The organism is Magnetovibrio sp. PR-2, from assembly GCF_036689815.1.
Lineage (GTDB): Bacteria > Pseudomonadota > Alphaproteobacteria > Rhodospirillales > Magnetovibrionaceae > Magnetovibrio.
In genome coordinates this window covers 26406-39260 of the sequence record NZ_JBAHUR010000017.1, presented here as the reverse complement: position 1 = coordinate 39260, position 12855 = coordinate 26406, and the positions used below count along the sequence as shown (strand labels likewise).

The following is a 12855-nucleotide window of genomic DNA, read 5'->3' as shown; positions in this document are numbered from 1 at the left end:
ACATTATACATGATATGTTTGCATGTGACAGTCGGCGGATTGTCTTATATAACAATTGGGGCCAGGACCCTCGTCTTGGGATGGCCAGAAATGAAGGATGAAGCATGCGTTCAATATTTGCGGGTATTTGTTTGGCGGCATTGAGCCTTTTGACCATAAGGCCCGATGCCCAAGCCTCGACCATGGATCAGGTGAAAAACAACGGCTTCGTCAAATGCGGTGTCACAGACCGCATCCCCGGTTTCTCCATGCAAAATCCTGACGGTAAATGGGGCGGCTTCTTTGTTGATTTTTGTCGCGCCGCCGCCGCTGCTGCCGTGGGGTCTGCGGACGCAATCTCGGTCGATAGTTATTGGCTGGATGCTTTGGAAGGACGCGAAGTGGACGTGCTCCACGCAGGCTCGACTTGGACCTATACACGTGACACAAAGAATGCAGTCGAATTCCCTGCGATCTATTTTTATGATGGACAAGGCTTCATCGCCAACACGGGTCTTGGTGTTTCAAATCTCAGTGAAGCAATGAAGCTCAAAGACGTGCCCGTTTGTGCCATCAACACAACGTCCACGGCGATGGTGAACTTGCAAGATTTCATCAAGCGAAATGGCGTGCAGTGGGATGTCGTACCCATTCAAACCATGGAAGGTATGTGGCGGGCCTTTTTTGGCGGGCGTTGCCAGATGGCTATTCATGATCGCTCGGCATTGTCGACCGTTCATGCAGGACGCATGGACGACAGCGCAGATTATGTCGTGTTTCCTGAAGTGATTTCCAAAGAGCCTTTGGCCTTGGCCGTTCGCGACGACGATGCCCAGTGGCGCGATTTCAATGCCTGGCTGGTGATGGTCACCATTGCCGCGGAAGAGTATGGGGTTAGCCGAAAAAACGTTGACGAAGTGCGCGCCAGCACCAGCTCGCCAGAAATTCGGCGCCTGTTGGGTCTGGAACCAGGGCTCGGCACCCCCTTTGGACTGGACGACCGTTGGGCCTATCGCGTGATCAAACAGGTTGGAAATTATGCCGATATCTTCAACGCCAACATTGGGCCAGACACCCGGTTCAAAATGCAGCGTGGCCTCAACAAACTATGGAGTGACGGTGGCTTGCTGTACGCGCCGCCGGTGCGCTAAAGCCTTTGTCTTAAAACACCCGTTCGTGTTTCTCTGAACAACGGTTCCTCGCCTTTCCTCTTAAAAACGGCCCTTCGCCGCTGCAAGAAGCCTGAGTTTCGTCAGGCTTGGCCTGAAAAAGTTTAAATACAGGCGATTTATCTATAAAGTGTCTGTAATATGAAAAAAGCACAGTGGAAATTCTGGATTGATCGCGGTGGCACCTTCACCGATATCGCCGCGCGCTCGCCCCAGGGGCAGATCGAAACACTTAAATTGCTCAGCGAAAACCCTGAACAATACCCCGACGCAGCTGTTGAAGGTATGCGGCGTCTGATGGGGGCGCTGGACGGGTCTGTGCGGGATGGGGCTGCGCTGGATGGGGCACAGATTGAACACGTGAAAATGGGCACCACGGTCGCCACCAATGCGCTTTTGGAGCGCAAGGGTGAACGGACCGTATTGGTCACCACAAAAGGTTTTGGCGATGCCTTGCGCATTGGCTATCAAAACCGTCCGGACTTATTTGCGCAAAACATTGTGTTGCCGGACTTGCTGCACACCCTTGTCATAGAAGCCGACGAACGTCTCAAAGCCGATGGTGAAGTGCTGACGCCCCTCGATGAACAAAGTTTACGGTCCGAACTGCAATCCGCTTTTGATGCAGGTTTTCGCTCGGCGGCTATCGTGTTTATGCACGGCTATCGCTACGTCGAACATGAACAACGTGCAAGAGACATCGCCAAGGCCATTGGCTTCGAACAAATTTCCCTGTCACACGAAGCCAGCCCTTTGATGAAGCTGGTTTCGCGCGGAGACACAACGGTGGTGGACGCTTACTTGTCCCCCATTTTGCGCCGCTATGTCGAGCAAGTGCGCTCACAGGTTTCCGGCACGCGTTTGATGTTCATGCAATCCAATGGCGGTCTGACGGACGCCACATATTTTCAGGGCAAAGATAGCATCTTGTCCGGGCCCGCTGGTGGGGTCGTGGGTATGGCGCAAACCGCCGCTGAGGCCGGCTTTGACAAAGTCATCGGCTTTGACATGGGCGGTACGTCCACGGATGTGAGCCACTTTGATGGTGCCTATGAACGCGTCTTTGAAACCCAGGTTGCCGGTGTGCGCCTGCGCGCACCGATGATGCACATCCATACGGTTGCCGCTGGCGGCGGCTCGATTTTGCACTTCGATGGGGCGCGGTTGCGTGTCGGCCCCGACAGTGCAGGGGCAAACCCCGGGCCTGCGTGCTATCGGCGTGGCGGGCCATTGGCGGTAACGGATTGCAATGTGATGCTGGGCAAAATACAGCCCAAACATTTCCCCAACGTCTTTGGCCCCAACGCGGATCAAGCGTTGGACGCAGATGTTGTGCGGGCGAAATTCGAGGCTTTGGCCGCAGACGTTGCGCAGGCAACGGGTGAGCCCATGAGCCCAAAACAACTGGCCGAAGGTTTTTTGTCCATCGCGGTGGAAAACATGGCCAACGCCATCAAAAAAATTTCCGTAGAGCGCGGCTACGACATCACGCAATACGCGCTCAATTGTTTCGGCGGGGCCGGGGGGCAGCATGCGTGCTTGGTCGCGGATGCGCTGGGCATGGACGCGATCTTTATTCATCCTTACGCAGGCATCCTGTCGGCTTACGGTATGGGGCTAGCAGACTTCACCGCCATGCGTGAGCAAGCCGTCGAACAAACAATGACGGCGGAAAGTTTGGAAAATCTGGCTGAGAGCTTCGACGCTCTGGTCTCAGACGCCCGCCAAGAGCTTCGCGATCAAGATATTGGTCCTGAGAACATGCAGGTGCGCAAAAAAGTGCTGTTGCGCTACGCCGGGACGGATACGGCAATGGAAGTTGCGTTGGACACAGTTGTGAAGGTCCGTACTGAGTTTGAAGGCGCCCACCAACGCCGCTTCGGTTTTACGCAACCCAACAAAGACGTGATCATCGAAGCCATCGCTGTGGAGGCCATAGGCAAAGACGCACATGATGCCTTGCCGCCGCAGATCTCTGCAGAACGTTCAGGCGGCCCTCATGTGCAAGACACGGTCTCCATGACCTCGGGCGGGCAGCATTTTAACGCGCCGCTGATCCGTGTCGCAGACTTTGCCCCCGGTGATGTGGTGAAGGGTCCGGCGATCTTGACGGACGCCAACGCCACAACAGTGGTGGAGCCCGGCTGGCAAGTGGCGGTGAGCGCCATCGGCAATTTGGTTCTCAGCCGCTTTGAGCCACGGCCTCAACGCCAAAGCATCGGCACGTCTGCCGATCCCATCATGTTGGAAATTTTCAACAATCTGTTTATGTCCATTGCTGAACAGATGGGGGCGACATTGGCGAACACAGCGCATTCGGTGAACATCAAAGAACGCTTGGATTTCTCCTGCGCTATTTTTGATCAAGGGGGGAACTTGGTCGCCAACGCCCCACATATGCCGGTGCACCTGGGCAGTATGGGTGAAAGTGTTATCAGCGTGATACAGGCCAAAGGTGAACAGCTGCAACCGGGTGACGTTTATGCCATCAATGCGCCGTATAACGGCGGGACGCACTTGCCCGACGTTACGGTGGTCACACCGGTATTCGAAGGGGGCAAGGTCTTGTTCTACGTTGCTTCACGCGGGCACCATGCGGACATCGGGGGGATTTCTCCGGGCTCCATGCCACCAAATTCTCGCACCGTTGAAGATGAAGGCGTGCTGCTTGATAACGTCAAAATCGTCTCCCAGGGGACCTTCTTGGAACAAGATGTGCGCAAAATCTTGTCGTCCGGCCCATGGCCCGCGCGCAACATCGATCAAAACATTTCGGATTTGGGTGCCCAGATTGCGGCGAACGAAAAAGGCATTGCCGAGCTGCTCAAGATGATCGATCACTTCGGCCTCGACGTGGTGCAGGCCTATATGGGCCACGTTCAAGACAATGCCGAAGAAAGCGTGCGCCGCGTGTTGGATGTCTTGGACGACGGAGAATTCCATTACGAACTCGACAATGGTGCTGCGATCACGGTCGCCATCCGCATCGACAAGGCAAACCGTCGCGCCACAGTGGACTTTACCGGCACGTCCGCGCAGCTCGACAACAACTTCAATGCGCCGTTCCCCGTGTGCCGGGCGGCGGTGTTATATGTGTTTCGCACATTGGTCGACGACGACATCCCGCTCAACGCAGGCTGTTTGAAGCCTATAGATATCATTGCACCCGAAGGCTCCATGCTCAATCCGGTCTATCCGGCTGCGGTGGTCGCGGGGAATGTGGAAACCAGCCAATGCGTGACCGATGCCCTGTACGGGGCACTGGGTGTCATGGCCGGTGCGCAGGGCACCATGAACAACTTCACCTTTGGCAACGATACATACCAATACTATGAAACCATCTGCGGTGGCGCAGGGGCAGGGCCTGGGTTTGATGGACAAAGTGCGGTGCATACCCATATGACCAATTCGCGCCTCACCGACCCGGAAATCTTGGAATGGCGTTTCCCCGTTTTAGTGGACGGCTTTTCCATTCGCCGCGGATCTGGCGGGGCGGGTGCGCATAGAGGCGGCGACGGTGTCATCCGGCGCATCAAGTTTTTGCAAGCCATGCAGGCGGGTATTTTGTCCAACCACCGCACGCTTGCCCCCTTTGGCCTTGCGGGTGGGGCGGATGGACAGGTTGGCAAAAACACCGTTGAGCGTGCCGATGGAAGCTGTGAGGACCTCGGCGCAACGGCTGCGGTGGATCTGTCGGCGGGCGACGTCTTTGTGATTGAAACGCCAGGCGGCGGCGGTTATGGGAAAAAGGACTGAGCCATGAGCAAGCACACCCCGATTGTCTCCTCCGCCCATTTGGCCCAGCCGGGCGCAGAAGGTGTGAGCGAGTTTGAATATGGCCTGATCGTGATGAGCGGCGCGTTCGAACGCTGGACCGTGCGCTGCATGGCGGCGGCGGGCTTGTCGGAACTGAGCCATCTGGATGTTTTGGTGTTGCATTCGGTTAACCACCGCGACCGTGATAAGCGGGCCACGGACATTTGTTTTGTGCTGGGCATCGAAGACACTCACACGGTGACGTATGCTTTGAAAAAGTTGGTGAAATTGGAGCTGGTGGAACGCCATAAGCGCGGCAAGGAGAGCTTTTTCACAGCCTCCACGACCGGGCGGGCGGCCTGTGAGACATACCGCGAGGTGCGTGAGGCTTGCCTGCTCGAATCCCTGGAGCGTTTGGGGCTGAGCGAGGCGGAATTTCAAGACGTCGGTAGCCGCCTGCGCACACTTTCGGGACTTTATGACCAAGCCGCGCGGGCGGCGGCCTCCCTCTAAGGGTGAAAGCGGCGGAAATCGGTGGATTTTGAGAAAAATGCGGACGTGGCGAAAATCACGCCTTTTTGGCGGAAAACGTGTTGACAGTTGAGCCACTTGCCCCTATTTTCCGCCTCCACAGGGGCACTTTGGCTCCACCACGGAGCTATTTGGCTCCGCTTGTTTTTTGAGGATAGACGCCATGAAGGTTCGCAACTCGCTTAAATCCGCGAAATCTCGCGATAAAAACTGCGTCGTCGTGCGCCGCAAAGGCCGCGTCTACGTGATCAACAAACGCAACCCGCGTTTCAAAGCACGCCAGGGCTGATCCTGTAACCAGGCGGCGGCTGTATAGCCTGCCCCTTGGCGAGCTTGTAGAAAACCGCGCCACCTTCGGGTCGGGCGCGGTTTTTCTTTGCCCGAACGCCTCATTTACGTCAAATTTCTTACCTAATTTTACATTATTAAAAAATGATGGCCTTTCAAGGCTTTGGGTGTCTACACTCCACATTGGCAATGTGACGGCTTTGGGGGACAATTCTTTGTTTGCCGCAAAGAGTGTGGGATAATCGCGATATGGTAAAAAATGTATTGATCGGTGTGGTTGTTCTGGTGGCTTTGGTGATCGGCGGCGTCATCATTGCGCCCAGCTTTGTGGATTCCCAAGCCATCAAACAAGAAATCACGACCCAGGCGCGTGCCGCGACCGGGCGAGACCTGACCATCGACGGCAATCTGGAAATCCGAATTTTTCCTTCACCGTCCCTGACAGCCAACAATGTACGCTTGTCCAATGCCGCAAGGGGTGAGGCTAAGCACATGGTCGATATGCAGGCGGTTGAAGTCCGTGTGGCCCTTGCCCCTTTGTTGTCGGGCCAAGTGCAAGTCGAACAAATCCGTTTGGTTTCACCACAAGTCTTTATCGAACAATATGAAGACGGGTCATCCAACTTGGATATGCGCCCGCCGACGCAACCGGGCGTCTCGGCCCCCGCGTCTTCCACTAACCAAGCTTCGGGTTCAGCGCCTTCGTCGAGCGCGCAAAGCTCTGACATGGACATCCGCCTGGACAACTTTGAAATCGTCGGTGGCCGTGTGGTGTATTCAGACATGAAAGCTGGCACACGCGAAGTTGTTGAGGGCATCGATACAACCCTGCGCGCCGGATCGTTGAGCGGTCCTTTTGAAGCCCTGGGCTCTGCCCGGGTGCGGGGTGTGCCTTTGGCGTATGAGGCATCGGTGGGTCAAATCATTCAAGAGCGCACCGTGCCGCTCAATGCTGAAATCAAGGCCTCTGCCGGGACCAAAATCCAGCTCTCTGGCGCAATCTTCGACTTGGCGTCCACACCCCACTTTAAGGGCTCCATACAAGGCGGCGGTGAAAATCTCGCCCAGTTGCTCAACAGCATCTTGGGACCGGGTACGGCGCCCATGCAGTTGTCACAAACCTTTGGGCTGGAAGCGCAAGTGGATGCCTCCGGCGAAGGCGCAGATTTGGCTGAGCTGGAGATGCAATTGGGGAGTTCGCGCATTCTCGGTTCGATCCGCGCGGACCTGGGCAAGGGTGTGAACTTTAATGTGGATTTGAAATCAGCTCATGTGGATCTTGACGCGATCTCGGGTGCGAACGTATCCGGCCCGTCCATGACCGAACAGGTACAGGAAAACAATCAAGCCGCCGCCCCCAATGTCGCCCCCGCACCGCCGAAGATGGTGGAAACCTCTGCCGCCGCTGCCAAAGCCTTCGCCTTCCCCAAAGATATGGTCGGCCAAGTCCAGTTGAAAATCGACGCGATCACGCTGAAGGGTGACATCATTTCCGATTTCCAAGTGTCGGCTGAGCTGGCCGATGGGGAGCTGACCTTGAGCCTGTTCCAAGCCATTGCCCCGGGCGTTACAGAGATCGCGGTGTTTGGCTTTGTTGCCCCCAATGATGGGGTGCCCCAGTTCCAAGGCGATATTGAACTGATGTCGTCGGATCCGCAAACGCTCACCAGTTGGTTGGGCGTGAAGTTGCCGCCGGAGATTGCCGGAAGGGTCAAACGGGTGAGCTACAACTCCAAGCTCAAGGCTGATCCCAAACAAGTGGTGGTGAGCGATCTCAAAATTCAGGCGGACAAGTCCACCTTGTCGGGCGGCGTGACCTTGGCGGTGCGCGACCGGTTGTCGTTTGGCGCGGACCTGACCTTGGACGCCATCAACCTGGACACTTATTTGAATGGCGGTGCGCACAAGCCCGCACCAACACCGACCACCCAAGCTGAAGCCGCTCCCGGGCAAGCACAGCCTGCACCACAAACCAAACCGGAGCCAGCAGCAGACATCACGCAAGCTCTTGCCGTGTTTTCTGCGCTGAACGACTTTGACGCCAATATAAAGTTCCGCATCCATGCGTTGACCCATCAAGGCCAAAAACTCAAAAACTTCTTATTTGACGGCACCCTTTATTCCGGTGCGCTGGACCTGCGCGCCTTATCGGTCGGCAGTTACCAAGGCGCTTCTGGGAAGGTCACAGGCAAAATCGCAGGCTTCGGCGGTGTGCCGGAGCTCAACAACCTTAACGTTGACGCCAAAGTGAAAAACTTGGCCCAGTTCGCCACGCAATTGGGTGCAACGGACGTGCCCAAAGGTGTGCGATCCGTCGCCGTTAAAACGACCCTGAACGGATCGGTCTTTAAACCCAAAATTGACAGCCGTGTGTCCGCATTGGGTGGCACGGTGGCTACCAAAGGCCAGGCGTCGGTGCTGCCCATCGGCTTTGGTTACGAAGGCACCCTGAACACCAAGTTCAAAGATGTGGCCGCCGTGTTGAAGGCTTTGGACATTGCTTTCAACCCCAAAGGCCCGCTGGGGGCTTTGGACCTAAGTGCCAAGCTGAAAACGAACGGCAAGACCCACAGTTTGAAGGGCATCAAAAGCACGCTGGGCAAAACGGCCATCAACGGCGATGTGTCTGCCGCTACGGGCGGATTGAAGCCCAACATCACAGCTGATCTTCAAACCGGTGGTTTGGTGTTGGATCGTTTCATGCCCCGCGATCAAAAGAATGCAAGCCTGCGTGAGCCGCGTTCGCGGTTCGGCAAAATCGCACAAGCCCGCAGCAACGTCGTGTTTGCAAGTTTCGGTGATGAACAGTTGGCCCAAGTGAGTGAGCGCTGGTCCCGTGAAAAGTTCGATCTCAGCGTCTTGAATACTCTAGATGCAGACATCACCCTGAAATCCGACTTCATCCAGTTCGGTGATTACCGCTTGGACAAAGCCGACATCCACGCCAATGTCGCCAAGGGTGTTTTAAAAGCCGACCGCGTGCGTGGCGTGTTGTTCGGCGGGCCGTTGATCGGTTCCGCCACCGTGCGGGCCTCGGGCACGCCGACGGTGGAAAGCAACTTCAGCCTAGACGCCTTGCAAGTGGGCCAAGCGGTCAAAGCTGTGTCCGGGCAAAACTTGGCCGACGGCGCCATGTCCATGGGGCTGAACTTCAGCGCGTCGGGGCTAAGCCCGGCGGACTTGGTGAGTTCCCTGTCCGGTAACGGCAGTCTCAACATCAGCGAACTGGACGCCAAAAAACAAGGCAAGGGCTCGGCGTTGTCCGGGATTATCGGTTTGGTGGCGGCGATGAATAAACTGTCGCTCACCAAAAAAGACGGCAAAGGTCTGGCCGACGTGACCATGGCGTTTGATCTGCAAGACGGCGTGGCGACGGCGAAGGAGCTCAGCCTCAAATCTGCCATGGGCAACGGTACAGGTTCGGGCACAGTGGACTTGGCGGGCTGGGGCATTGATGTGTCGGGCAACATGACGGTTGAACCGAACCTGCTCACCAGCCTGATTTCCAAAGGCCGCATTGGCCGTCAAGAGGTTCCGTTTTCGCTCAAAGGCGATTTGGATAAGCCGGGCGTGAACCTGGCCGTTGCTCCCGTATCCACGGGTGGCGGAACGGGCAGCAAAATCGATCCGTTCAAAAGCTTGATTGAAAAAGCTTTGCCGGGTGTGAAGCTGCCCACCCAAAAGCAGCCGTCTACCCAGCCCGCACCGGCGCCCAATTCCGACGGTACGTTGGCCCCACCACCACCGCAAAGCGGGTCGAGTGGGTCGGGCGGTTCGTCTTCCAACGACAACCAAAAGATCGACGCCAAGGATTTGCTCAAAGGCTTGCTTCGGGGGCTTTAAGCCATGATGAAAAAGTTCGGAGTGGCTTTAACCCTCGCCACGTGGGCGCTGTTCGGCGTGATTATTTACTGGGCTTGGTGACGCAGCACGAACACGCGAATGGCGCTGGACAAGTTTGTCGTGCGGGCGTGATCGATTTCCGTCACCAGCGTGTTGATGGACTGGCCGCGCTCTTTGGCGATGGCGACCAATCCTTGCCAAAACGCATCTTCCAAGGACACGCTGGTCTGGTGCCCGTCCAACAAGACGGAATGTTTGTGCATGTGGAAGTCTTGAGCGGTGAAGTCGTCGTCGATCATAAAAATAAATTCTCATAAACCATCAACACGGCCACGGCGATCAACAACACGCCTGTGGAGTGGGTGATGAGCTTATAGGTCTTTTGATTTTTCAGCCAGCGCCGAACCGCTTCGGCTGCGAACGCCAAGGGGGCTTGCCACAGCGTGTTGATGACGATGAGACCTAGCGACAGGGCAATCAACTGCACCGGCACGTCGTCGCGGGTGTTGTCGACGAAGTTGGGAAACAGGGCCAAAAACAGCAAGATGACTTTGGGGTTCAACAGATTGCAAAAGATCGCGTCTACAAACGCTTTTCTTGCACTCACGGGTGGCTTGCCCGTGGCACCGACGTGCAACAGGCCTTGTTTGCGAAAGCCTTGTATGCCAATCCAGCCAATGTAGGCCGCACCGCCTAAGGCCACAGCTTTGAACGCCCAAGGGGTGGACGCGATGATCACCGAAATGCCAAAGATAGCCAGCAACGTGTGACCGATCAGGCCGAACTGCACGCCCAGAACAGTGGCAAGTCCAACGTCGCGTCCGCTGCTTAGCGAATAGCGCAAGATGATTAAGGTGTCGGGGCCTGGCGTCAAAACAATCACCGAAGCCGTCAGCAAAAAGGCGCCGTAGGTCGCCATGTCTACGGGGAACGCCATGGGGGTTCTCCTCATGAATGAATTTTGGCGATGAGCTTAGAGTTTCCGGGCGAAGGCGTCCATGGCATCCATGGCCTCGCCCCAGTTTTGTTGCTCGGTCCGGCCGGACTTTTTGCGCGGCTTAAAGCCGTGATCGCCGTCTTCCAGCCATTGAACGTCAATGGCGCTGGAGAGCGGAAAGCTTGGCACTTGTTCGGCGGTGCCAAATGTGTCGCGCGTGCCTTGTAAAATCAGGGTTGGCGTTTTGATATCTAATAGATGTGCCATGCGTCCCCCATCATTCCCGGCAGCCTTTTCCGGCTTGCCCGGAGGGTGGAAGGGGTAGCCTAGACAAATCAGTCCCTTTACAGGCGTGCCTTCGTCTTCCAGCTCTTTCGCCAACATAGACGCCATACGCCCGCCCATGGACTTGCCGCCGATGACTAAGTTGTCACGGCCCAGATGTTCAACAATCGCGCGCCACGTCTCCAACAAGACCGGTGCGCGATTGGGCGGACGCTTTTTGCCGTCTTCGCGCCGTTGGTGCATGTAAGGAAATTCAAACCTCACACAGCGCAAGCCCCGCTCCGCCAAACCTTCAGCGAATTCCACCATAAACACAGAATCCATCGGAGCACCCGCACCATGCGCCAAGGCAATGGTGACAGGGGCGTCGTCGGGACCGTCAATGAGCAGTTCGGGGAGGGACATGGCTTAACCAGAATCCTGTCTATCTACGTCGTGACCGTATTTTTTTTTATGTCTTCGAAGAAGTCGTTGCCCTTGTCATCGACGATGATGAAGGCGGGGAAGTCGACCACGTCGATTTTCCAGATGGCTTCCATGCCGAGCTCTTCATACTCGATGCACTCAACCTTCTTGATGGCTTTTTCCGCCAAGTTGGCCGCTGCACCGCCGATGGAGCCTAAATAGAACCCGCCGTGCTTCTTACACGCGTCCGTGACTTGTTGAGATCGGTTGCCTTTGGCGACCATGACCATGGAACCGCCTGCGGCTTGGAACTGATCGACGTAGCTGTCCATGCGTCCCGCCGTGGTGGGCCCGAAGGATCCAGATGCGTAGCCTTTCGGCGTTTTTGCAGGACCTGCGTAATAGACCGGGTGATTTTTGATGTAGTCGGGCAGGGGCTCACCGGCGTCCAGGCGTTCTTTCAACTTCGCATGCGCTAAGTCGCGGCCCACGATCAGAGACCCCGTCAAGTTCACGCGGGTTTTGATGGGGTGCTTGGACAGTTCCGCACGGATGGCGTCCATGGGCTGGTTCAAATCGATGCTGACCACTTCGTCGGACAGTTGTTCGGTGCTGGCTTCGGGCAGGAACTTGGCCGGATCGGTTTCCAGCTGTTCCAAGAAAATACCGTCGGTGGTGATTTTGCCTTTGATCTGACGGTCGGCTGAGCACGACACGCCGATGCCCACCGGACACGAAGCGCCGTGGCGCGGCAAGCGGATCACACGCACGTCGTGGCAGAAGTACTTGCCGCCGAACTGTGCGCCGATGCCGAGGTTTTGCGTCATTTTGTGGATTTTGTCTTCCCACTCCAGATCGCGATAGGCTTGGCCGAATTCATTGCCTTCGGTGGGCAGGCCGTCGAGATACTTGGTGGACGCGAGCTTCACGGTTTTTAAGTTCAGCTCTGCCGACAAACCGCCGATGACCACCGCCAAGTGATAGGGCGGGCACGCAGCGGTGCCGAGCTTCGCGATCTCTTCGCGCAGGAATTTTTCCATTGAGGCTTCGTTCAACAAGGCCGCGGTTTGTTGGTGCAAGAAGGTCTTGTTGGCCGAGCCGCCACCCTTGGCCATGAACATGAATTTATAAGCGCTGCCGTCCACTGCCCCAATGTCGATTTGCGCGGGCAGGTTGGTGCCGGTGCCTTTTTCTTCGAACATGGACAGCGGCGCCATTTGGCTGTAGCGCAGGTTGTTGTCGTCGTAAGCTTTTTGCACGCCTTTGGAAAGCGCGTCCGTGTCCGCGCCGTTGGTCCAGACGTTTTCGCCCTTTTTGCCCATGATGATGGCGGTGCCCGTGTCTTGGCACATGGGCAGCACGCCGCCGGCGGCGATGTTGGCGTTTTTCAAAAGCTCCATAGCGACGAACTGGTCGTTACCGGACGCTTCGTCGTCTTCCAAAATGTTGGCGAGCTGTTGCAAGTGGGCGGAGCGCAACAGGTGCGACGTGTCGCGCAGCGCGGTTGCGGCCAAAAGCTCCAGCCCTTCAGGTTCGATTTCCAAAATGGTGCGCCCGGCGACGTCGTGGGTTTTGACGAAGTCGGATGTGAGTTTGCGGTATTCGGTGGTGTCTTCGCCGAAATCGAACAGTTCGTTTTTGGATACGTCGCTCATGATTGCT

General features: G+C 56.4%; 9 protein-coding genes. 5 read left to right on the top strand and 4 right to left on the bottom strand.

The annotated features are described in order from the left end of the window. The first annotated feature begins 104 nt into the window (after window positions 1-104). From V5T82_RS16230 to V5T82_RS16210, 5 genes are all read left to right on the top strand, one after another. Window positions 105-1130 (top strand): transporter substrate-binding domain-containing protein, encoded by a 1026-nt coding sequence (locus V5T82_RS16230; RefSeq protein WP_332896719.1) that lies wholly within the window; start codon window positions 105-107, stop codon window positions 1128-1130. A gap of 159 nt (window positions 1131-1289) precedes the next feature. Then, window positions 1290-4904 (top strand): hydantoinase B/oxoprolinase family protein, encoded by a 3615-nt coding sequence (locus V5T82_RS16225; RefSeq protein WP_332896718.1) that lies wholly within the window; start codon window positions 1290-1292, stop codon window positions 4902-4904. A gap of 3 nt (window positions 4905-4907) precedes the next feature. Beyond that, window positions 4908-5417 (top strand): winged helix DNA-binding protein, encoded by a 510-nt coding sequence (locus V5T82_RS16220; RefSeq protein ID WP_332896717.1) that lies wholly within the window; start codon window positions 4908-4910, stop codon window positions 5415-5417. Window positions 5418-5598: 181 nt separating this feature from the next. Then, window positions 5599-5724: a type B 50S ribosomal protein L36 gene (gene ykgO / locus V5T82_RS16215; RefSeq protein ID WP_332896716.1), complete on the top strand. Its 126-nt coding sequence runs from the start codon at window positions 5599-5601 to the stop codon at window positions 5722-5724. Window positions 5725-5954: 230 nt separating this feature from the next. Then, window positions 5955-9566: an AsmA family protein gene (locus V5T82_RS16210; RefSeq protein WP_442917872.1), complete on the top strand. Its 3612-nt coding sequence runs from the start codon at window positions 5955-5957 to the stop codon at window positions 9564-9566. A gap of 65 nt (window positions 9567-9631) precedes the next feature. On the opposite strand, the gene V5T82_RS16205 is transcribed toward V5T82_RS16210, so the two are convergent. The 4 genes from V5T82_RS16205 to V5T82_RS16190 are packed head-to-tail and all read right to left on the bottom strand — an operon-like array spanning window position 9632 to window position 12848. After that, entirely contained in the window at window positions 9632-9865 is a 234-nt protein-coding gene (locus V5T82_RS16205) for a ribbon-helix-helix domain-containing protein (RefSeq protein WP_332896714.1), read from the bottom strand. Next, the gene (locus V5T82_RS16200; RefSeq protein WP_332896713.1) at window positions 9862-10503 is read right to left on the bottom strand and encodes a LysE family translocator; all 642 of its coding nucleotides are present in this window, start codon (window positions 10501-10503) and stop codon (window positions 9862-9864) included. Before V5T82_RS16200 ends, V5T82_RS16205 begins: the two co-directional genes overlap by 4 nt. A 36-nt stretch (window positions 10504-10539) precedes the next feature. Beyond that, on the bottom strand, window positions 10540-11193 hold the full coding sequence (locus V5T82_RS16195; RefSeq protein ID WP_332896712.1) for an alpha/beta hydrolase family protein: 654 nt from the start codon (window positions 11191-11193) through the stop codon (window positions 10540-10542). 23 nt (window positions 11194-11216) lie between these two features. After that, a complete protein-coding gene (locus V5T82_RS16190) occupies window positions 11217-12848 on the bottom strand; it encodes a fumarate hydratase (protein WP_332896711.1) in 1632 nt (543 codons plus the stop codon). Between the last annotated feature and the right edge of the window lie 7 nt (window positions 12849-12855).